Here is a 22412-nt window from a genome sequence, read left to right as displayed (position 1 = left end):
GGCACGGTCCGCGTCGGCGTCGGCGGCGAAGGAGCATGATGGCGCGAAGAATCACGGCGGGGCATCGAGTGCTCATCGCCGCCCTGGTGTGCGGCGGCTTCGGCATCGGCGTCAGCGAGTTCATCGTCATGGGCCTGCTGCCGCAGATGGCCGCCGACCTCCTGCCCGAGCTGTATGCGGCGAACACCGAAGCGGCGCTCGCGGCCAGCGGGGGAGTCGCCGCGGCCTACGCGCTGGGCGTCGTCGTCGGGGTCGCGGTCACGCCGCTCGTCATCCGGCGGCTCTCCGAGCGCTCGGCGCTGCTCGTCTGCGCCGGGCTCATGCTGCTCTGGACCCTGCTCCTGGCCCTCGCCCCGACGCTGACGGTCGCGCTCGCCCTGCGCTTCCTCGCCGCGCTCACGCATGCGAGCTACATCGGCGTCGGCGCGATGGCGGCCGCCCACATGCTGGGCTCCAACAACTACGGCCGCGGCAGCGCGATCGTGCACGGCGGCCTCGCCGGCGCGAATCTGCTCGGGGTGCCGGTGCTCACGGCGCTCGGCGCCAGCTGGGACTGGCGCGTCATCATCGCCGCTGCGGCGCTGCTGTTCGCGGTGCCCTTCGTCGCGCTGCTCGCGATCTCGCCCGCGAGCGACGTCGGCTATGTCGTGGCCGACACGGGCAGCGCCTCGACCGACGGTGCGCGCAGGCGCCTGCGAGGCGCGCTCTTCGTGCTCGTCGGCGCCGCCGTGCTCATCGCGGCGAGCGGATTCGCGATCGTCACCTACGTCGCGCCGGTCGTCGACTGGGCCCAGGGCGGCCCGGGGAGCGGCTGGCTCAGCGCCGCGACCGGCATGCTCGCCTTCGGCATCGGCATGAATCTCGGCAACTTCGTCGCGGGATGGTTCGCCGACCGCGCGGCCGGGCCCGCCTTCGTGCTCTCGGCCGCAGCCGGAGCGGTGGGGGCGGTGCTGCTCATGCTGCCCGTCGGCAGCCTCGGCACGGCCCTCGCCCTCGCGCTGGTCGGAGCGGTGCTCGGCGGCACCGGCCCCTCCGGGCAGGTGCTCTACATGCGCGAACTGAAGCGGTTCCCGCGTCTCGCCTCGTCGCTGCCATCGGGCGTCGGCAACCTCGGCAGCTTCGTCGGCTCGCTCGCCGGCGCGGGGCTGCTCGCCACGGGCGGGGTGGCTGCGCTGCCGGTCGGCTCGCTCGCCCTCGTCGTGATCGGGCTGCTGTGCTTCGCGGGGCGATCCCTGACGAGAAAGAAGTAGCCCGAACCCCGCGATTCGCTTGACATCTCGGCGCCCGGGTTCTTACAATTTGGACCGGTCCATATTGCGCTCGCGACGCGCAGGGAATCATCTCAGGGCCCAGGGATCACCGCCGATGCACGGTGCCGCGTAGACGCAGGCACTTCGAGAGGAAGAAACGATCATGCAGATCAACGAAGACGGCACCACGACGGTCGGCGTCGGCCTCATCAGCGTCGGCTGGATGGGCCAGCTGCACAGCCGCGCCTACGCGAACCTGCGCTACGCGTACCCCGACCTGAAGATCCGCCCGCGCCTCGTGCACGCCGCCGACCCGGCGCCCGCCCGCGCCGAGGAGGCCGTCGAGGTGCTCGGCTACGAGAAGGCCTCGGCCGACTACCACGAGGTGCTGAACGACCCCGAGGTCGACGTCGTCTCGATCTGCGCCCCCAACTTCCTGCACGCCGAGATCGGCATCGCCGCCGCGAAAGCCGGCAAGCACTTCTGGATCGAGAAGCCCGTCGGTCGCGGCGAGGACGAGACCCGCTCGGTCGCCGAAGCCGCGGCAGAAGCCGGCGTCGTGTCGTCGATCGGCTTCAACTACCGCCACGCGCCCGCCATCGAATACCTGCGCGAGCTCGTCGCCGAGGGCAAGCTCGGCCGCATCACCAATGTGCGCGGCCAGATGTTCGCCGACTACTCGGCAGACCCCCGCGGCGCCCTCTCGTGGCGCTTCGTGAAGGGCCTCGCCGGCAACGGCGTGCTCGGCGACCTCATAGGGCACCTCGTCGACCTCGTGCAGTACTCGCTCGGCCCCATCGCCGAGGTCACCGCGCTCACCTCGACCGTCTACACCGAGCGCCCCGAACTGCCCATGGGCACCGGCACCCACTTCGCCCTCATCGAAGACGGCGACATGAAGCCCGTCGAGAACGAGGACTACGCGGCCATGCTCGTGCGCCTCTCGGACGACGCCGCGGCGTCGGGCGCGGTCGGCACCCTCGAGGCATCCCGCGTCTCCGTCGGCCCGCGCGCCAGCTACGGCATCGAGATCTACGGCACCGAGGGCTCCGCGCACTGGGACTTTGAGCGCATGAACGAACTGCACCTCTCGGGCGGCCTCGAGACCTCGAACCAGGGCTACACCCGCATCATGGCGCGCCCCGGCATGGGCGACTTCTCCCGCTTCCAGCCCGGCGCCGGCACCTCGATGGGCTACGACGACCTCAAAGTCATCGAAGCCAAGAAGTTCTTGCAGGCCGTGCTCGGCCGCGAGGCGCTGAACTCGAACATCCAGGATGCGCTGTCGGCCGCCCAGGTCGTCACCGCCGCCGAGCGCTCCGCCGAGACGCGCGCCTGGGAGCAGAGCGCCCCCGTCGCCGGCACCACGGCCTCGCTGCAGAACGACCGCTGATCCCTGTAGCATCGCCGTCGACGGCACCACTCGTACCTCACTCCCCACCGAATCAGGAGTCAACATGAACGTTCGCATCGCCTCGGCGCCCATCAGCTGGGGAGTCATCGAGGTACCCGGCTGGGGGCTGCAGCTCGACCGCGGTCGCGTGCTCTCGGAGATGGCATCGCTCGGCGTGACCGCGACCGAGTTCGGGCCCGAGGGCTTTCTGCCCGACGCGCCCGCCGAGCGCGCCGCAGTGCTCGCCGAGGCCGGCATGACCGCCGTCGGCGGCTTCTTCCCGATCGTGCTGCACCGCTCGGACGCCGACCCGCTGCCCGCCATCGAGCGCGAGCTCGAAGCCTACGTCGCCGCCGGCGCGAGCACCATGGTGCTGTCGGCCGTGAGCGGCGCAGCAGGCTACGACGGGGCCGCCGCCCTCACCGACGCCGAATGGGAGACGCTGCTCGCGAACCTCGACCGCGCCCTCGACGCCGCGGCCGCCGTCGGCGTCGTCGCCACGCTGCACCCGCACCTCGGCACCGTCGTCGAGGCGCCCGAGGCCGTCGAGCGCGTCATCGCCGGCTCGCGCGTCGGCCTCTGCCTCGACACCGGCCACTACACGCTCGGCGGCGGCGACCCCGTCGCGTTCGTGCAGCAGCACGCCGCCCGCATCGTGCACGCGCACCTGAAAGATGTCAGCCTCGAGGTCGCCGCCCGCGTGCGCGCCGGCGAGATCGACTACCGCGAAGGCGTGCGCCAGGGCATGTACCAGGCGCTCGGCGAGGGCGATGCGCACGTCTCCGAGATCATCGAAGCGCTCATCGCCGCCGGCTACAGCGGCTGGTACGTGCTTGAGCAGGATACGGTCGTCGAGAACGAGGCCGACGCGGTGCGGGCCTTCGAGAACGCCCGCCGCAGCGTCGACTTCATCAAGGCGGCGGTTGCCGCATGAGCACGACTGCGCCCGGTACCGCGTCAGCGTCGATGCGCATCGGGCTCCTGGGCGCCTCGCGCATCGCGGAGGAAGCGATCACCATCGCGAGCCGCGAGACCGGCGACGTGCGCGCCGCGGTCGCCGCGCGCGACCCCGAGCGTGCGCGCGAATTCGCGACCGAGCACGACTACGACCGCGTGCACGACGACTACGAGGCGCTCCTCGCCGACGATTCGCTCGACGTCGTCTACGTCGGCCTGCCGAACGGCCTGCACGCCGAATGGACCGTGCAGGCGCTCGCCGCCGGGCGCAACGTGCTCGTCGAGAAGCCCTTCGCGTCGAACCTCGCCGAGTTCGACGCCGTCGCGGCGCGGCTCTCGCGTTCGGCGGGCTGGGCGTGGGAGGCCTTCCACTACGTCGACCACCCGCTCTTCGCCCGCATCATCGAGATCGTGCGCTCCGGCGAGATCGGCGAGCTGCAGGCCGTGCACGCCCGCATGGCCATGCCCGCACCCGACTCCGCCGACCCTCGCTGGAGCTTCGACCTCGCAGGCGGCGCCCTCATGGACGTCGGCTGCTACGCCATCAACGGGCTGCTGGCCTTCGGCGAGGCGTTCGGCCTGCCGCTGACGCTGCAGTCGGCATCGGCCACGGCGGGCGAGGTCGACCCGCGCATCGACACGTCGGTCGACGCGATGTTCGCGCTCGGCGGGTTGCCCGCGACGATGTTCACCAGCATGGTGCACGAGGGCTGGGACTTCAGCTTCGAGGTCGTCGGCAGCGCGGGCTCGGTCTTCGCGCCCAACTACGTGAAGCCGCAGCAGGACGACCGCGTGATCGTGCGCGGTGCTGGTGCTGGTGCTGGTGCTGGTGGTACCGGTGCTGGTGCTGGTGATTCGGAGCGCGTTGAGCACCTCGGCACCCGATCGAGCTACATGTACCAGCTCGACCACTTGCGCGCCGCCATCGCGAACGGCGAGCGCGACGCGGCCGTGCTCGCGCGCTCACGCCGCACCATGGAGCTCATCGACGCCGTCTACGAGGCGAGCGGCCTGCCGCTGCGTCCGAGCCGGCTGCTCGGCTGAGCGCCGGGCCTCGGCGATCCCTGGAGTGGCCGTCCCGCCTCGGCTGCACACGACCCGAACTTCGGCTCTCACCCGTATTTCGGATGAGAACCGGTGATTTGCTCCGAAGTTCGGGTGAGAGCCGAAGTTCGGGCGACCTGACACCCCACACGACTACGAAGGAGTACTCATGCAGCAGCTGATGCAAGACAAGGTTCTGCTCGTCACCGGCGGCACGCAGGGCCTCGGCCTCGCGATCGCCGAGGCGGCGTTGCGCGAGGGCGCGAGCGGAGTCGCGATCGTCGGCCGGAGCGCCGAGAAGGCCGAGCGGGCCGCCGCGCAGTTGCGCGAACTGGCGGCGAACGAGTCGAGCGACCTCGCCGCCGCGGGAGTGCTGCCGATCGTCGCCGACATGGCGGCCGCCGGCGAGGCCGAGCGCGCCGTCGCCGAGACCATCGCGGAGTTCGGCCGCATCGACAGTCTCGTGAACGCCGCCGGAGCGACGAGCCGCGGCACCCTGCTCGACACGACGCGCGAGCTGCTCGGCGAGCACCTCGCCGTGAACCTGGTGGCGCCGTTCATGACGATGCAGGCCGCCGTCGCCGATATGAAGGGGCGCGGGGCACCCGGCACGATCGTGAACATCGTCTCGATGGCGATGCACGGCGGTCAGCCCTACCTCGCGCCGTACACGGCATCGAAGGCGGGCCTCGCAGGCCTCACGAAGAACGTCGCCTTCGCGCACCGCTTCGACCGCATCCGCATCAACGGCCTCAACATCGGCTGGACGGCGACGCCCGGCGAAGCGGTGACGCAGCAGACCTTCCACGGCGCGGCCGACGACTGGCTCGCGGAGGCGGCTGCCGCGCAGCCGATGGGCAAGCTCGGTCAGCCCGACGAGATCGCCGACGCCGTCGTCTTCCTGCTGAGCGATCGCAGCGGCGTCGTGACGGGGTCGCTCATCGACTGGGACCAGAACGTGCCCGGCGCCTACGACCAGTAGGCTCGCGGCCCCTGCCCCTGCCCCTGCCCCGCCCCGTCTCCGCTTCCGCTCTTACGCGCCCACGCTCCTCTTGCCCAGACAAAGGGTCGAGACTTGGGGTTTTCGCGCGCGCGGACCCCAGATCGCGACCCTTTGTTTGACCGATCGCGGGAGCAGAAGCCCTCGACGTCGCATTCGAAAGCCACGCGCCAGTATGGCTATACTTCTGGCTATACTGGCGTCATGTCGACCTACAGCGTGTTCGAAGCGCGGAACGGCCTGTCGCGGCTGATCGCCGAGGCCCGCTCCGGGGCGGAAGTGGTCATCGCGAACCGCGGAGAGCCCGTGGTGAAGCTCGTGCCGGTCGCGCCCGCTGCGCCGGATACATCGGGGGTCGCGGCCGCGGCATGGCTCGCGGCGCATCCGCTCCCGGCGCGCCTCGCGCGCCCCGCCGACGAACTCGACGCGCAGATCGCCGAGACCCGGGAGTCATGGGAGTGATCTACCTCGACAGTTGCATCGTCATCTACGCGGTCGAGGACGCGGGCGAGCGCGGTTCACGAGTGCGCGGGGCGCTCGCCGCCGCCGAAGACGTCGTGGCGGTGAGCCCACTCGTGGCGCACGAGTGCCTGGTCGGCCCCTATCGCGCGCGGGATCTCGAGCTGAGGGACCACTACCTCGAGTTCATCGACCGGCTCGAGCGGGTCGCACTCGATACGGACGTGTTCCTGCGGGCGGCCGAGCTCCGTGCGCACACCGGATTGCGCACGCCAGATGCCCTGCACCTCGCGGCGGCACAGCATGCGGGCTGCGCTGAGCTGTGGACCAACGACCAGCGGTTCGCGAAGGCCTCTCGCGGATTGGCGCGCAACATTCTCGAGGGATGACGTTCCGGCGCAAAATGCCGGAGGGCGTATCTATTCGCGACGGGTCGGACGTGCCGAACCTGTCAGAGAAACGGTCCGGACGCTCGGTCGGCGGAGACCGTACGGAGCGCGCTGCGGGCGCGCATTCAGCCCTCCGCCGATAGGGGAGCGGGCGAGGTGGTGCTTCTCGGCGCGAAAGAGATGATCGGTCCCGCGACAGGAGTCCTTAAATACGCCTGCATCGTTTCCAATTCGTGACCGAGTTTGTTTTGACAAAGGTATCGACGAGGATACATAATCTTAAACGTACCTTCTCCGGTACATTTAAGCTCGGACAAGGAAGTCTTTGTGACTACGACGATTCTTATTCCCGAACCCCAGGAGGCGGGGCAGCAGCCGAAGATGTCTCGGCGGCGTGCTGCGGCGAAAGCGCCGTTGGGGTACCGTCTTCGCCTCTATATGCAGAACCCGGTCGTCACGATCGGCGTGCTCGCGCTCATTCTGTTCGCCTATTTGATCATCGCCCCGATCGTCTCGTTGCTGATCGACGGGGCCGTGGTGCATCGCCAGGACACGATGATCACGCAGCAGGAAGAAGGCAGTCTCACTTCCTACTATCTGTGGCGGGTATTCGCTTCGCCGCAGGCGGCTTCGATCTTCTGGGAGCCTCTCGCCAATACGCTGACCATCGCGCTGTGCAGCATCGTGCTCGCCCTGGCGGTCGGCATTTCAGCCGCGTGGCTCATGGTGCGCACCAATATGTGGGGTCGCAAGTGGTTCGCGACCGCGCTGATCGTGCCCTACATGCTGCCGGCGTGGACGTTCGCACTCGCGTGGGTGACCATGTTCAAGAATCGGACGACGGGCGGTCAGGCCGGTTGGCTCGAGAACCTCGGAGTCGTGGTGCCTGACTGGTTGTCGTACGGCAAAGTCCCCATCATCTTGATTTTCGCTGCGCACTTCTCGCCGTTCGTGATCATGCTCGTCGGCAACGCGCTGAAGCGGTTTGATTCGACGCTCGAGGAATCGGCGAAGCTGCTGGGCGCTTCTCGAGCGAAGGTCACCTTCACGGTGGTGCTCCCGTTGCTCAGGCCCGCGCTGATCTCCGCTGTCACACTGATCTTGGCGAAGGTGCTCGGTGAATTCGGCGTGGCCTACGTGCTGGGCCTGCCGGTGAACATGAACGTCCTCGCGACGAGCCTCTACCGCAATATCTACAGCGATCAGAAGGGTTCGGCCGCAGTCATCGTCGCGGTCATCGTGCTGATCGGTGCGATCTCGCTGTGGGTCGACATGCATTTCCTGCGTGAGGCGAAACGGTTCGTCACGATCTCGGGCAAGAGCGGCTCAAGCAATACCGTCGCGAAGCTCGGGAAGTCGCGCATCTTCGCAACGCTCGGGTGCACGGGCCTATTCCTCATCAGCGTCGCGATCCCGCTGATCGTGCTGGCGCTGTCGACGGTGATGAAGCTGCCGGGCGTGTTCCGGGCCGAGAACTTCACGTTGTCATTCTGGACCGGCCGTGATCTGTCCACGATAGGTTTCCCCGATGGGGTGCTGTTCAACTCCGAGGTGTGGGGTGCGGCATGGAACAGCCTGTGGATCGTCGGCCTCGCGGCGATCATGGCCGGCGTCATGGGACTGATCGTCGGGTACGTCATCGTCCGATCGCAGTCGAAGTTCGTGTCGGGCTTCCTGCGGCAGATGGTGTTCTTCCCGTACCTCGTCCCCGGCATCGCGTTCGCCGTCGCCTACCTGTCGCTCTTCGCCGTGCAGCGGGGCCCGATCCCTGCGCTCTACGGAACCGCCGCCATCCTCGTGCTCATCTACTTCACCGAGCAGATGCCGTTCGCCTCGCGTGCCGGGATCTCCGCGATGATGCAGCTGGGCTCCGACCCGGAAGAAGCCGCGCAGATGTCGGGCGCGGGCTGGTGGCGCCGCTTCTTCACGATCGTGCTGCCGATCCAGAAGGGCGCGCTCGCGACCGGCATGGTGATGGCGTTCATCTCGGGGGTGAAGAGCCTGTCGCTGGTTGTCATCCTTGCCGTGCCCGGAATGGACGTGCTGACGACGCTGTCGATCCGGCTCCTCGATGTGGGCTACTCGCAGGCCGGTAATGCGGTCGTGCTGCTGGTCGCGGCGATCGCGTTCATCGGCACCTACACAGTGCAGAAAGTAATGAAAACCGATCTTGCTCAGGGAATGGGAGGCTGATATGCCCACGATCACACTTGACGGTGTCGTCAAGAACTATGGCGGAGACACCAATGCGGTCGAGGACCTCGACCTCACTATTAACGACGGCGACTTCATGTGTCTGCTCGGGCCCTCGGGCTGCGGCAAGACGACGACGGTGCGCATGATCGCGGGTCTTGAGAACATCACCGACGGCAGAATCGCGATCGGTGACACCGTCGTGGACGAGCCGAAGGCGAACAGGTTCGTGCCGCCCGAGAAGCGGGATATCGGTCTCGTGTTTCAGAGCTACGCGCTGTGGCCGCACCTATCGGTCGCGGACAATGTGGATTACGGGCTGAAGCTGCGCAAGGTGTCCAAGGCGGAACGCGCCGAACGCGTTACGAAGATGACGCAGAAGCTCGGTATCGCCCCGTACGTGGATCGATATCCGGCCCAGCTGTCGGGCGGACAGCAGCAGCGGGTCGCGTTGGCGCGCATGCTCGCCGTGAACCCGCAGCTGATGCTGCTAGACGAACCGCTCTCGAATCTGGATTCGCGTCTGCGCCTGGAGATGCGAGCCGAGTTGAAGCGCATTCATGAAGAGTTCAATGCAACGGTCGTGTTCGTCACACACGATCAGTGGGAAGCGATGACGCTCGCGACCCGGGTCGCGGTGATGAATCAGGGCGTGCTGCAGCAGGTGGGCTCCCCGATGGACATCTACGACCGTCCCGTGAACCGTTTCGTGGCGAACTTCCTCGGAGTGCCCCCGATGAACTTCATCGAGATGGGCGAGGCATCGCCGCAGCAGGCTCACGCTGCTGTGTTCGTGGAAGCCCACGGTGTTGCTGCCGGTGGGATTGGTTCGGTGGGCGTGCGCCCCGAGACGCTTGCGGTCGAGCAGCCGAACCCCGCGCGGGTGCCGGGCGGGCTGGTACTGCCCGGCCGGGTGGAGTCGGTGATGCCTACTGGCGGTTCGTGGACGGTCGAGGCTTCGGTGGGCGGTCAGCGGGTGTACGCGACGACATTGCAGCGGGGCGAGCTGCAGACCGGTGACGACATCGAGCTCGTCGCGAACGGCAGCCAGGTCCATGTGTTCGATACGAATGATCAGCGAGTAGAGGTAGCCCAGTAATGACGAACATCCAAGAGCTCAGCGAGTTCACGCTCCGTATCGCCCGCGAGGCCGGAGCGATCGCGATGGAGGGATTCCGTAACCGGGACCTCGGCATCGATGTGAAGGCCGATTTCCACGACATGGTCACGAAGTACGATCGGGCCTGCGAGGAGCATATCCGCGGCGCGATCTTGACGGCGTACCCGGATTCCACGATCGTGGGCGAGGAAGAAGGCGCGAGCGAAGGATCGGGCCCGCTGTCGTGGCATATCGATCCGATCGACGGCACGGCGAACTTCGCTCGCGGGATCGCGATGTGGGCCGTGAGCATCGGTATCGCGCTCGACGGGGAGATGGTCGTGGGGGTGGTCTACGACCCTGCGAACGACCACATGTTCTGGGCTGATGATCGCGGTGCGTTCCTGAACGACGAGCCGATGCACAGCTGGGGGTTCCCCGCAGCCGAGCAGGCGACCGTCGTGATGAACTATCCGCTGCCTCGCGATCTCGTTCATTACCCCGAACTCGCACTCGAACAGTTCGCCTCGGTGACGAATCAGTTCGCGCAGGTGCGCGCGCTCGGCAGCAGCTGCATCACCCTGTGTTGGGTCGCTGCCGGATGGGTCGACGCGACCATTTCATTCGAGGCGCATTCATGGGATGTCGCCGCGTCGGCGTTCATCATCCGTCAAGCCGGCGGCATGTATTCCACGTACGGTGATGGCGAGCGCCTGCCGGAGCGCCGCGACTATGAGAACCCGCACTACTACGCCACGATTCCCGGCGGTGATTACCCGATCCTCGAAGAGATCATGCGCACCCAGAGCAAACGGCCGCTCCCGGTCGGGTACTGAGATTTCATCACCTACAACCTCAACAGAAAGACAGTAAGGAGCTCGAAGATGAGTAAGACGATGACGCGACGCCTGGGGGCCTCCGCCGGCCTGCTGCTGGCCCTCGGGCTGGGGGTGACCGCATGCGCCCCTCCCGGGGTAGACGGTGGCGGCGAGGCGCAGAAGGACGAGAAGCAGCAGGTCGAATTGCAGCCCGATGAGACGAAGGAGGGCTTCGACCTCGATGAGCTCGTCGCTGCGGCGCAGAAGGAAGGCCCGATCACGGTCTACGACGAGACCGGCAAGGTCACGCAGATCACCGAAGCGTTCACCGAGAAGTACGGCATCGATGCCGAGGGCGTGAAGATCGAGACGAACGCGATCGACAAGGTCAAGCGCGAGCACGACTCGGGCAACATCATCGCCGATGTGCTCGCGATCTCCGAGCCGCCCGCCTTCTACTCCGAGCTGCTGCGCGACGGCATCCTCACGAACTGGGTGCCGGGCGACGTCTATGACAAGCTGCCCGAAGACGCTCGCTACCCGTACCTGACGAGCGGAAACTGGCTGTGGTGGATGTACAACTCGGAGACGTACGGTGACACCTGCCCCGTATCGAACATCTGGGAGCTCACCGATGACGAGTGGAAGGGCAAAGTCGCGATCCCTGATCCTGAAGCGCGGGCGATGTATACGAACATCTGGAACCAGTCGGCGCGCGACCATGCCGATGCGTGGGCGAAGGCCTACGAGGAGCACTACGGCGAACCGCTCGAGACCGAGGAGGAGACCGCGTTCCACGAGTGGCTGAAGCGTCTCGCCCCGAATGCGGCGGTGTTCAAGAGCGACGAAGAGGTCTCGGAGGCCGTCGGCGCGCCCGGTCAAGAGGCGCCGCCGGTCGGCCAGACCTCCGCCGCGAAGCTCCGCAACAATGATGAGAAGGGCTATCAGATGGCCCCCTGCGCAGGTCTCGACCCCTACGTCGCCGGGCCCATGCCGCAGACGATGGCCTACGCATCGAAGTCGAAGAGCCCGAACGCTGCGAAGCTGTACATCCACTTCGCGACCTCGCAGGAGGGCATGGAGTTCATCATGCCCGACGGCAAGCGCTCCTACAATCCCGATGTCGTCGCGCCCGAGGATGCCTACGGGCTCGATCCGCTGATCGCCGACGAGGCGCAGCCCTTCAGCACGGAGTATCTCGAAGACGACTATAAGAACACCGTTTTCTGGCAGGACTTCTGGCGCTCGAACCGCTGACCTCGCCGATGATGGTTGTGGCGGGGTCGGAAAGCGGCCCCGCTACAGTCTCACATGAGTACGTCGAAGTACTCGGCTGGAAGAAACCCCCGCTGATCATTGATCGGTATCGAAGCCGAAAGGGACATGGCGTGAGAGCAGTATTCGAAGAGACCTTTCGGCCTGTGGACCATACGAGTTCCATTCCGTTGTATTTGCAGATCGTCTTCCAGTTCGACCATGCCCTGCGGTCGGCCAGGCTCTCGCGCGATGCCCTGCTTCCATCCGAGAACGAGCTCTGCGCCGGGTTCGGAGTGGCACGGTCGACACTCCGGCGAGCGATGGGCAAGCTTGAGGAGCGCGGCATCGTGGCGCGCGAACGCGGTCGTGGCAAGGGCACACGGATCGTGCACGCTGCGCCGATCAGCCGTACACCGGGCAGCTTCGCCACTCTCTTCGACGCGATCTCGGCATCGGCCAGGAAGCCGCTTTCGAAGGTGCTGACCTTCGAGGAGATGACAGTCGATGATGAGTTTGCTGAACTGAGCGAGTTCCCGCCGGGGGCCTCTGTCGTGCATATTCTGCGTCACCGCAGCGCGAACGATGAACCCGTCGCCGTGCTCGAGAACTGGGTGCTCTCCGAGTACGTGGCGTTCGAGCCGGAACGACTGGAAACCGAGAGCATGGAAGCACTCCTCCGCGAGAGCGGTGTGCGCATCCACCATGCCGAATTCGAGTTCCGGGCGGTTCTCGCGATGGGCGACACGGCGCGATTCATGGGCATTCCGGAGGGTACACCGGTGATTCAAGAAGAACGCCGTTCGTTCAACTCCAGGTGTCAGTACGAGTATTCATCGCATCATAATCACCCCGAGAACGATCGTCTTCGAGGGATCGCCTCGCCGTGACGCGTGAAGAGGGGGCCGCAAGCGGTGCAGAGCAAGGAATCAGGAAGGGCTCAATGCCGAGTATGGACACTGTTGCACTTCGAATTTCTGCTGAGATTGCGGCCCGCGACGGCGCAGTCGAAGCTTTAGCCGGCTTTCGGCTTCCGAATCTCGCGGTCTCCGAGAAGAGCGACAAGCACGACCTCGTCACCGAGTACGACTCCCGCAGCGAAGAGACGATTCGCCGGGTGCTGCTGGAGCGCCACCCCGGCTCGGCCGTGCTGGGCGAGGAAGGCGGCGCCATCGGTGCGGAGAACGCCCGTCTCGTCTGGCACGTCGATCCCATCGACGGCACGGCTGCCTACGCGACCGGTTTGGCGCTCTGGTGCATATGCATCGGAGCCGAGGTCGACGGCGAGATCGTGGCGGGTGTGGTCTACGACCCGGTTGCCGAGCAGATGTTCTCAGCGGATGAGGGCGGAGCATGGCTCAACGGCACGCAGGAGCTGCATGCTCGCGGGCGCACCGAGCCGGGATGCGCTACGGTGATATCGCACTTCCCGTGGCCGCGTGATCTCGTCTGGGCGCCTGACGAAGCCATGCAGCAGTTCCGGCAGATGACCGAGGATTTCGCTACGGTCCGCTGCCTCGGTAGCGGCGCTATGGGTATGTGCTACCTCGCTGCCGGGTGGGCGGACGCCGTACTGAACCTCGGCGCGAATTCGTGGGACGTCGCGGCAGGGGCATTCATCCTCCGCCGGGCCGGAGGCGAATATCGGGCCTACGCCAACGGCGAACTCGTCGACCCGAGGCGCGACCACTACTGCGGAAACTACGTCGGAACGGTTGCCGGCGCACGTTTCCCCGCACTCGATGAGCTGGTCCAGTTCCAGAGCGGCCGTGACGAACTCTGACCTCAAAACCACCTGTGCCGGCGGAGCTCCATCACTCCATCGTCGCTCCGTCGGCACAGGTTCCTCTCGAGCGCTTCCTCGGCATCGTCCCCAGGCCCTGGCGGTTGGTCGGTGGAAGCGCCAGCGCCGAGAACATAGAACTTCTGGAGCGCTCCAAGTTCTGCTTGAGCGAGAGCCCACCAGCGGCTAGATTCGAATCGAACAGTTTGTCAGCACAAACGGGACGCACCGGTGACCCGGTCGCCGCGCGAAGGAGCACCACCATGAGAATCGGCATCATCGGCACCGGCGTGATGGGCGCCTTCCACGCCCAGTGCCTGCACTCCGAGGTCTCGGGGGCGACGGTCGCAGCCGTCGCCGATGCCGATATGGAGCGGGCCCGGGCCGCGGCGGCCGCGATCCCCGGCTGCCTCGCATTCGACAACGCGCAGGATCTCATCGACCACCCCGACGTCGACGCCGTGCTCATCGCGTCGCCTGATTTTCTGCACGCCGAGCAGACTCTCGCCTGCATCGCCGCGGGCAAGCCGACGCTCTGCGAGAAGCCGCTGTCGTATTCGGTCGAGGACGCGACCCGGGTCGTCGACGCCCACCGTGCCGCGGTGAACGGCGGCACCGCTCTCGTGCACCAGGGCTTCATGCGCCGCTTCGACCCCGATTACCTCGCGCAGAAGCGCGAGGTCGCGAGCGGCGCGCACGGCCGCCCCGTCATGGTGCACTCGATCGGCCGAGGGGTGACCTCGGGCCCCGGCGCCACCGACGAGACGGTCATCTTCAACTCGGCCATCCATGATCTCGACCTCGTGCCCTGGCTGCTCGACTCCCCGGTCACCGAGGTGAGCTGGCACGCCCCGAGCACCCCGTCGAGCACGGCGGGCGTGTTGCGCGACCCCTTCCTCCTCCTGCTGCGCACCGCCGACGGCGCGCTCTCGACCGTCGAGGTCTTCCTCAACGCCCGCTACGGCTACGACATGCGCTGCGAGGTCGTCTGCGAGACCGGCACCGTCGCCATCACCGAGCCGCACCGGCTCGCCGTCGCGACCGGGCTGTCGACGCGCACGGGCATCCCCGAAGACTTCCGCCCCCGCTTCGCAGAGGCCTACCGCCTCGAGCTGCAGGAGTGGGTGACCGCGCTGAACGAGGGCCGCGCGCCGACGCTCGCCACGGTCGAGGACGGCGCGATCGCGACCCGGGTCGCCGCGGCCGCGGTCGCGTCGATGCGCAGCGGCGGGGCGTTCGTGCAGGTCGAGGACACCCAGGGATCGGCGGTTGCCCGATGACCGCGAGCGCCGCGCCCGCCGGCACTGCGCTCTCGGGCTCCTCGCCCGCTCGCGTCATGCCCCAACCGCGCGTGCCCGACCCGCTGGCCGGCCCGGTCAAGCGCTGGGCCGTTCTCGGCACCGGCTGGATCGCCGCCCGCTTCGTCGAGGCCCTGCAGCAGCACACGAACCAGCGGGTCGTCGCCGTCGGGTCGCGCAGCACCGCCCGCGCCGAGGAGTTCGCGGCGGAGCACGGCATACCCGAGGCCTGCGGCAGCTACGAAGACCTGGTCGCCGCTGACGTCGACGTCGTCTACGTCGCGACCGGTCACCTCGAGCACCTCGCGCATGCGACGCTCGCGCTCGAGGCCGGCAAGCCCGTGCTCGTCGAGAAGCCGATGACCCCGCGTCTCGCCGACACCGAACGCCTCGTCGCCCTCGCCCGTGCGAAGGGGCTCTTCGCGATGGAGGCCGTCTGGACGCTGGCGCTGCCGCGCTATTCGGTCGTGCGGCAGATCATCGAGAGCGGCATGCTCGGCGAACTCGTGCAGGTGTCGGCCGAGTTGGGCGAGCGTCTCGTCGACCACCATCGGGCGATGGACCCGGCGCAGGGCGGCGGCGCCATGAACGACATCGGCAGCTACGTGATGATGTTCGCGAACGAGATGCTGCCCGGCGTGCAGGTGCGGTCGGCGAGCGGGCCGCGGCACGCGAGCGGGGCGGTCGGCCAGTTCCATGCGCTGCTCGAGACGAGAACCGGTCGGCAGGCCGCCGTCGCCGCGACGATGCTGGCCGACACCCCGACCCGCGCATATGTCGCGGGCGCCGAGGCGACCCTCGTGCTCGACGGGCCGTTCTACCAGCCCGGCCCGGTCGTCGTGCGGTTCCACGACGGCGGCGAACTGCGCTACGACGAGCCCGCGCTCGCGCATACCCAGCTCTTCTGGGAGGCGCTCGAGGTCGCGCGCTGCCTCGACGCGGGTCTCGCCGAGTCGCCGCTGCGCCCGCTCGACCGGACGCTCGAGACGGTCGCCCTCATGGAGCGGGCGCGCGAACTCATGGGCGATCCGCTGCCGTAGCAGGGCCTGCCGCTCGGCAAGGATCGCGTCTCGGCAGGGATCGTCGCGCATGCTGCGACCCCTGCCGAGCACTGGTTACGAGACGCGCAGCCCGGTCTCCGCGTCGAAGAGGTGCAGGTGCGACGCGTTCGGCGTGAGGGTGACGACCTCGCCGGCGACGGGGTGGTTGCGGCCGTCGACGCGCGACACGATCTCGATGCGCTCGGAGGCGCCGGCGATGTGGCCGTAGAGGTAGCCGTCGGCGCCGAGCTCTTCGACGAGATCGATCTGCACCTGGATGCCGGGGCCGCCGGCCGGGCCGACGACGAGGTCTTCGGGGCGCACGCCGAGGGTCGCGGTCGATCCGGTGGTCGCGGCGAGGGTCGCGGCGGGCACCGGCAGGAGCGCGTCGCCGAGCTTCGCGCCGTCGGCGGTGAGGTCGACCGGCAGCAGGTTCATCGACGGCGAGCCGATGAAGCCCGCCACGAACACGTTGTTCGGGGTCTCGTAGAGTTCGCTCGGGGTGCCGACCTGCTGCAGCTTGCCGGCGTTCAGCACGGCGATGCGGTCGCCCATGGTGAGGGCCTCGGTCTGGTCGTGGGTGACGTATACGGTCGTGACTCCGAGACGGCGCTGCAGGGACGCGATCTGGGTGCGGGTCTGCACGCGCAGCTTGGCGTCGAGGTTCGACAGCGGCTCGTCCATCAGGAACACCTGGGGCGAGCGCACGATCGCGCGGCCCATCGCGACGCGCTGGCGCTGGCCGCCCGAGAGCGCCTTCGGCTTGCGGTCGAGGTACTCCTCGAGGTCGAGCATCTTCGCGGCCTCTTCGACGCGGGCCCGGCGCTCCTCCTTCGAGACGCCGGCGATCTTCAGGGCGAAGCCCATGTTCTCGGCGACCGTCATGTGCGGGTAGAGCGCGTAGTTCTGGAACACCATCGCGATGTCGCGATCCTTCGGCGGCGTCTGCGTGACGTCGCGGTCGCCGATGGTGATGCGGCCCGAGCTGGCCTCTTCGAGGCCGGCGAGCATGCGCAGCGTGGTCGACTTGCCGCAGCCCGAGGGCCCGACGAGTACGAGGAACTCGCCATCCGCGATGTCGAGATTGAGGTCGTCGACCGAGGGCCTCGTGGCCCCGGGGTAGACGCAGCTGATATTTTCGAACGCAACAGTTGCCATGATTTTCCTCCACCGGCAGGTACGTGCCGGACGATCCGTAGTGAAGTGAACGGCGGTCTATGCGGCCGCCGCGGCCCGTCGTTGGGCCGGGTTCAGGTTAGCACTTTCTCCAGGGATCGCCGAGACTCATTTCTCCATGAGCTGGGCGGCGAGCTGCAGGAGTTGCGGCTCCGAGCCGCGGCGTCCGATGAGCTGCGCGCCCATCGAGAGGCCGCCGGGCAGTTGCAGCGTCGGCACGGCGATCGCGGGGAGGCCCGCGACGTTGACCATCGAGGTGAAGGGTGTCCATTCGCACTGTGCGCGGTAGTCGTCTTCGGGGGCGAGGCGCATGAACGCGCCGATCTCGGGCGGCGCTGCGGCGAGCCCGGGTGTGAGCACGGCATCGTACTCGCCCCACTGGGTGCGGAAGTCGGCGGCGATCTGTGTGAGCGTGGCGGCCGCCGCGAAATGCTCTTCGGTGGTGCGGGCGAGGGCGCGATCCCTGAAGAATCTCGTGAAATCGGTGAGTAGGATATCGGCACCCTCGGGGAGTGGCAGCAGGGAGAGCCCGGCCATCCAGCAGTGCCCGAAGATCTCGGGGTAGCGCGGGTCGTAGGTGAAGCGGGCGTCTTCGACGTGGTGTCCACGGGCGGCGAGGCGGTCCGCAGCGATGCGCCATGCTTCGCGTGCTTCGGGGGAGAGCGGCGTCGGATGCGCCGCCTCAAACGGCGATGCGGTGCTGAGGCCGATGCGGAGGCTCGTGAGTGCGTCGGCGTCGCGCACACCGGACAGGGTGGCCGCGGCGCCGCGGCCCTGTTCGCCTCGCATGGCGTCGTAGAGCATGGCGGCGTCGAGGGCGTTGTGTGCGAGGGGGCCCGAGACGACGAGCCGTGGCGCGCCGAAGGCGTCGACCGGGCCCTCGGCGAGGTCGGTCTCGATCGCACCGAGGCCGGGCTTTAACCCGACGAGGCCGCACGCGAGGGCGGGAATACGCACGGAGCCGCCGCCGTCATTCCCGGGAGCCGCGGCGAGAATGCCGCCCGCGACAGCCGCGGCGCTGCCACCGGATGAGCCACCGGGTGTGCGCGAAAGATCGAGCGGGTTGCGTGCGGGGGCGGCGACGAGGTTCTCGGAGTAGGCGTTCAGGCCGAGTTCTGGCACCTGGGTTTTGCCGAGCGAGATCGCGCCTGCCGCTCGCAGCGCCGCGACCCCGGGGGCGTCGTTCTCAGCGACCGTGGTTGGCATGGCGGCGGTGCCGTAGCTCGTTGGGGCCCCGGCCACCTCGAGCAGATCCTTGTGTGCGAGGGGGAAGCCGTGGAGCGGCGGCAGCTGTGCCCGAGCATCGGGGGAGGTCGCCGCGAAGCGTGTGTCAGCGGCGCGCGCCTCTTCGAGGGCGCGTTCGGCAGTGAGGGCGATGAACGCACCGAGTTCGGGCCGCGCTGCGATGCGCGCAAGAGTCGCTTCGGCGGCCTCGGTTGCGGTGATATCGCCGCTGCGCAGGGCGTCGCGGAGTTCGATCGCTGATCGGGGCAGTTCGTTCATGGCTCCACTGTATTGACCGCGCCGTCGCGCGTCACGGTTTTCTCGTGCCGCGGGGCTGCTCCTGGTCTGTTCGGGGTGGCTTCTGGTCTGTTCGGGGCCGCCCTGGGGTGCCCCGGTCTGTCCGAAGTCGCCCGGTGCCGCCCCGGGCCACCCTAGTCAAGACACGCCGACTTCGTTAGACTTCAGGGTCAGGACTTGCTGTTATCGCTCACAAAGATTGTGAGCGATAACAGATCCGGGATAGTTCCCAGCCGCGTCGAGGAAGACATTCATGAGCGTCCCCCTAACCCAGAGCCGACCCAGCTTGCAGCGGGTGTCGTGCCGTGCTGTGATGCCCAGCGCCACGTCGACATATGTCGACGTGTGCCGAGAGGCCGTGCGCCTCGCCGCGCCGCGCTCAGGTGTGCCGCTCGTCGCACTGCGATGCGGTGTGTCGCGATGCGGTGTGTCGCGATGTGCCGCGCCGCAATATGTCGCCGCGCCAAGGACAACTTGCCAATTGCATCCCCGGGCGAAGCGCGCTCCGTGACCGAGCGTCCTGCGCCCGCCGCCACTCGCGCGGCTTCTGGTGACCGCGGCTGCTGTTGCGCGGCCGAGCCAATGATCCACACAGTGAATAGGAGAATCAAGTGGAATCAATAACTGGACGCCGGTATCGGCCTCAAGGGCACCTGGCGCGTACTGCGTCGCTGCTCGGTGTCGGGGCGCTCATCGCTTCGTCGTTTACGGCCGGAAGTTTCGGCGCGGCGGCCTTCGCGGAGTCGATCGAGATAGTGCCGAACGGCACGTTTGAAAGTGGAATAGCAGGCTGGACAGCGCCGTTCGGTGGCACGTTAGCCGCGAGTGCTGACGCCAAAACAGGGCAGGGAGCGCTTGAGATCAGCGAACGGACGGGCTTCCAGTCGGGCCCGGCCGCCACAGTGACAGGAAAGCTCACGACCGACGCGAGCTATAACCTGTCGGTTTCTCTGAAGTACGCAGCTGCAGAAGGGGCACCGGAAACGCAGGATTTCAATGCGGTTCTGTGTACCTCATCACGAAGCAAATGCGATGTTGTGTCTTCGGTGACCGCAGCGGCTGGTGAATGGGCCACCATCACCGAGACCTTTACACCGCTTGCCGCAGAGTACGATGTGCTGTTCCTCGAAACCCCGTGGAACACGAGTGTGCAGTCGTTTGTTATCGATGACTTTTCACTCAGCGCGGGTGGCGGTGGCACCTCTGCGGCTGAGCCTCCGGCGGTTCCCGGCAATCTTCTTCCAGACGGCCGATTTGCGTCAGACTTCACGGGCTGGTCATCGACCCGTGGTGGCATCCTCGCGCTCAGCGATGACGCAGCGAGTGGCGCTCACTCCCTGCAGGTGAGCGAGCGCGAAAACACGCAGTCGGGCCCATTTGCTAGCGTCGCTGGCGCTTTAGAAGTGGGTGCAAGTTATCGGATGAGTGGAAAGCTGAAGTACGACTCCGGTAATGCAACGCAGCAGTTTAATTTCACGTTCTGCCCGTCAAACTTCAACGGCTGTGCCGACTATGGTCACACCTTCAACCAGGGTGAATGGGGTGCGTTCGCGCAAGAGTTCACCGCGGAGGCCAAGCACGCAGCGGCCGACTGGTTCTTTGTAGAGACGCCCTGGGGATCGAACGCGCTGCAAGATTTCAAGGTGGACGAGCTGTCGCTGGTCAAGATCGCCGATGCTCCGCCAGCACCTGAGTTCACCACTCTCGAGAAGGTGCAGACTAAACCGATCGGCGACCACAATCCACTCGTGGGCCACAAGTTCGGTGCCGACCCGCACCACCTTGTGTATAAGGATCGGCTCTACATCTACTCGACGGATGACACCCAGCAGTACGAGGCGAACTCGAAAGACGAGAACGGGCTGCCCACCCAGTCAAACGGATACGGGGCGATCACGCGTTTGAATGTGATGTCGACAAGCGACATGGTCAACTGGGTCGACCACGGTTCGATTCCGATCTCCAGGGCTGACGGGGCACTGCCCTGGTCCAGCAACTCGTGGGCACCCGCCGCGATTGAGAAGGACGGGAAGGTCTACCTGTACTTCTGCGACAACGGCAGCGGAACAGCTGTGACCATTGGCGGCTCACCGCTCGGGCCTTGGACTGACCCGCTCGGCAAGAAGATCATTCCCGACACGGTCTCCGCAGACTACATCGCTTCGGGTGGCTTCCCCGCCGGCATGTGGCTCTTCGACCCTGAGGTGTTCATTGACGATGACGGCCAGGGATACCTCTACTTCGGCGGCAACTCACAGATCGGCACGGAGCCGAATGTGCAGGGGCCGCAGAACCCGAAATCGACCCGCGTGGCGAAGCTGAAAGACGACATGGTCACCCTCGATGGCGATCCGGTCGAGATTGACGCCCCCGGCATGTTCGAGGCATCGAGCATGTTCAAGCGAGACGGCAAGTACTACTACTCGTACTCTTCGAACTTCCAGGTGGAGGCGGAGCCGGGCAAGTACCCGGAGCGTGGAGCGATCGCATACATGATGACCGACGATCCAATGGATCTGAGCGCATCCAAGTATGCGGGAGTTGCCTTCCAGAACCAGGGCACGTTCTTTGGTGCAGGCAATGGTGGCAATAACCATTCCGACATGTTCAATTACAAGGGGGAGACATACCTGACGTACCACGCGCAGACGCGCGGCGCAGCATGGGCTGAGGCCCTTGGTACTCCGGGTGCGACCCAGGGCTACCGTTCGGTGCACATCGACAAGCTCGAGTTCAACGAGGATGGCACGATCAAGCCTGTTGAGGGCACGCGCGCCGGTGTCGAGCAGGTCGAGAGCTTCGACCCGTATCGCACCTTTGAGGCTGAAACGCTTGCCTGGCAATTGGGCCTCAGCATGGACAAGACGGAGGTCGAGTCTGCAGAGTTCCCGGAGCACAATGGCAGTGGCAACCTGGTGCTATCAAGCGTCGATGACGGTGATTTTGCAGGGATCGCGGGAGTGGACTTCGGAACTGGCGCAAAGAGCGTGTCGGCGAAGGTCAAGCCGCTCGTCGAAGGTGCCAGCATCCAGGTGCGTCTCGACAATGTCGACGGTGCCGTTATCTCCGAGATTCCGGTCACGGGCGCGGTAGGCGAGTGGACCACGGTGACGGCCGACGTGACCGGCGCTGAAGGGGAACACGATGTATTCTTCGTCTTCGAGGCCCCTGAGGGCGTAGACGGCGAGACTGACTTGGTCGAGGTCGACAACTGGGCTTTTGCCGCAGTCGACGATTCGAACAACGGCGGTGCTGACGGCGGTAACGGCGGTGCTGATGGCGGCAACAGTGGTGCTGATGGTGGCAACGGTGGTGCTGATGGTGGCAACGGTGGTGCTGACGGCGGCAACGGTGGTGCTGACGGCGGCAACGGTGGCAGCGCCGGTGGTGGTGTCGCTGATAGTGGCGGGGCCTCGAGTGGTGCCGATGGTGTGAACGGTGGTGTTGGCAGTGCTGGTGCTGGTGCTGGCAGTGCCAGCACTGGGGCTCACGGTGACACCGTTTCTGGTGTCCAGGGCACCGGAGATCGGTTGGCCGCGACCGGTGCTGATGGTGCGGGAGGCGCTGCTGTTGCTGGCGGGGCGCTCGTGCTTCTCGGGGTGGCCGCGTGGCTGCTGCGTCGTCGGCGTGTGAACCGGGCATAGGTTCCGGGGGTATAGCCGAGGTGCCGGTGTGGTCATCGCTGCGGTGACCGCACCGGCACCCGCGCACTTTCGGGTCGGGCCGGTTTGAGGCGGT

At 66.8% G+C, this 22412-nt stretch carries 18 protein-coding genes; 16 read left to right on the top strand and 2 right to left on the bottom strand.

Going from position 1 to position 22412, the window contains the following annotated elements:
* Nucleotides 1-38: 38 nt before the first annotated feature.
* From NHL51_RS04030 to NHL51_RS03960, 15 genes are all read left to right on the top strand, one after another.
* Complete coding sequence (locus NHL51_RS04030; protein ID WP_434141883.1) at nt 39-1250, top strand: MFS transporter; 1212 nt, start codon at nt 39-41, stop codon at nt 1248-1250.
* Nucleotides 1251-1413: 163 nt separating this feature from the next.
* Nucleotides 1414-2643 (top strand): Gfo/Idh/MocA family protein, encoded by a 1230-nt coding sequence (locus NHL51_RS04025; protein WP_434141882.1) that lies wholly within the window; start codon nt 1414-1416, stop codon nt 2641-2643.
* A gap of 64 nt (nt 2644-2707) precedes the next feature.
* Nucleotides 2708-3577, top strand: a complete 870-nt coding sequence (locus NHL51_RS04020; protein ID WP_434141881.1) for a sugar phosphate isomerase/epimerase family protein — start codon at nt 2708-2710, stop codon at nt 3575-3577.
* Complete coding sequence (locus NHL51_RS04015; protein WP_434141880.1) at nt 3574-4644, top strand: Gfo/Idh/MocA family protein; 1071 nt, start codon at nt 3574-3576, stop codon at nt 4642-4644. Before NHL51_RS04020 ends, NHL51_RS04015 begins: the two co-directional genes overlap by 4 nt.
* A 169-nt stretch (nt 4645-4813) precedes the next feature.
* Nucleotides 4814-5626: an SDR family oxidoreductase gene (locus tag NHL51_RS04010; RefSeq protein WP_434141879.1), complete on the top strand. Its 813-nt coding sequence runs from the start codon at nt 4814-4816 to the stop codon at nt 5624-5626.
* Between the two features lie 222 nt (nt 5627-5848).
* Nucleotides 5849-6106, top strand: a complete 258-nt coding sequence (locus NHL51_RS04005) for a type II toxin-antitoxin system Phd/YefM family antitoxin (RefSeq protein WP_434141878.1) — start codon at nt 5849-5851, stop codon at nt 6104-6106.
* The gene (locus NHL51_RS04000; protein ID WP_434141877.1) at nt 6097-6492 is read left to right on the top strand and encodes a type II toxin-antitoxin system VapC family toxin; all 396 of its coding nucleotides are present in this window, start codon (nt 6097-6099) and stop codon (nt 6490-6492) included. The genes NHL51_RS04005 and NHL51_RS04000 overlap by 10 nt, the downstream gene beginning before the upstream one ends.
* A 327-nt stretch (nt 6493-6819) precedes the next feature.
* The gene (locus NHL51_RS03995; protein ID WP_434141876.1) at nt 6820-8685 is read left to right on the top strand and encodes an ABC transporter permease; all 1866 of its coding nucleotides are present in this window, start codon (nt 6820-6822) and stop codon (nt 8683-8685) included.
* Between the two features lies 1 nt (nt 8686).
* Nucleotides 8687-9784, top strand: a complete 1098-nt coding sequence (locus NHL51_RS03990) for an ABC transporter ATP-binding protein (RefSeq protein ID WP_434141875.1) — start codon at nt 8687-8689, stop codon at nt 9782-9784.
* Entirely contained in the window at nt 9784-10620 is an 837-nt protein-coding gene (locus tag NHL51_RS03985) for an inositol monophosphatase family protein (RefSeq protein WP_434141874.1), read from the top strand. Before NHL51_RS03990 ends, NHL51_RS03985 begins: the two co-directional genes overlap by 1 nt.
* A 48-nt stretch (nt 10621-10668) precedes the next feature.
* On the top strand, nt 10669-11859 hold the full coding sequence (locus tag NHL51_RS03980; RefSeq protein ID WP_434141873.1) for an ABC transporter substrate-binding protein: 1191 nt from the start codon (nt 10669-10671) through the stop codon (nt 11857-11859).
* A gap of 131 nt (nt 11860-11990) precedes the next feature.
* Nucleotides 11991-12746 carry a GntR family transcriptional regulator gene (locus NHL51_RS03975; RefSeq protein WP_434141872.1) on the top strand — a complete coding sequence of 252 codons (756 nt, stop codon included), beginning with the start codon at nt 11991-11993 and terminating at the stop codon, nt 12744-12746.
* Nucleotides 12743-13639 (top strand): inositol monophosphatase family protein, encoded by an 897-nt coding sequence (locus NHL51_RS03970; RefSeq protein ID WP_434141871.1) that lies wholly within the window; start codon nt 12743-12745, stop codon nt 13637-13639. Before NHL51_RS03975 ends, NHL51_RS03970 begins: the two co-directional genes overlap by 4 nt.
* Before the next feature lie 263 nt (nt 13640-13902).
* Nucleotides 13903-14919: a Gfo/Idh/MocA family protein gene (locus NHL51_RS03965; protein WP_434141870.1), complete on the top strand. Its 1017-nt coding sequence runs from the start codon at nt 13903-13905 to the stop codon at nt 14917-14919.
* Nucleotides 14916-15977 (top strand): Gfo/Idh/MocA family protein, encoded by a 1062-nt coding sequence (locus NHL51_RS03960; protein ID WP_434141869.1) that lies wholly within the window; start codon nt 14916-14918, stop codon nt 15975-15977. The genes NHL51_RS03965 and NHL51_RS03960 overlap by 4 nt, the downstream gene beginning before the upstream one ends.
* Nucleotides 15978-16052: 75 nt before the next feature.
* On the opposite strand, the gene NHL51_RS03955 is transcribed toward NHL51_RS03960, so the two are convergent.
* Both NHL51_RS03955 and NHL51_RS03950 read right to left on the bottom strand, forming a co-directional pair.
* Nucleotides 16053-17135 carry an ABC transporter ATP-binding protein gene (locus NHL51_RS03955; RefSeq protein WP_434141868.1) on the bottom strand — a complete coding sequence of 361 codons (1083 nt, stop codon included), beginning with the start codon at nt 17133-17135 and terminating at the stop codon, nt 16053-16055.
* Nucleotides 17136-17261: 126 nt separating this feature from the next.
* A complete protein-coding gene (locus NHL51_RS03950) occupies nt 17262-18656 on the bottom strand; it encodes an amidase (protein WP_434141867.1) in 1395 nt (464 codons plus the stop codon).
* 629 nt (nt 18657-19285) lie between these two features.
* Between NHL51_RS03950 and NHL51_RS03945 the strand changes: the two genes are divergently transcribed.
* Nucleotides 19286-22318, top strand: a complete 3033-nt coding sequence (locus NHL51_RS03945) for a family 43 glycosylhydrolase (RefSeq protein WP_434141866.1) — start codon at nt 19286-19288, stop codon at nt 22316-22318.
* Nucleotides 22319-22412: the final 94 nt, after the last annotated feature.

Source organism: Leucobacter sp. gxy201 (assembly GCF_051043335.1).
In the GTDB taxonomy this organism is placed as follows: Bacteria; Actinomycetota; Actinomycetes; order Actinomycetales; family Microbacteriaceae; genus Leucobacter.
This window is presented reverse-complemented; position numbering and strand designations above follow the sequence as displayed.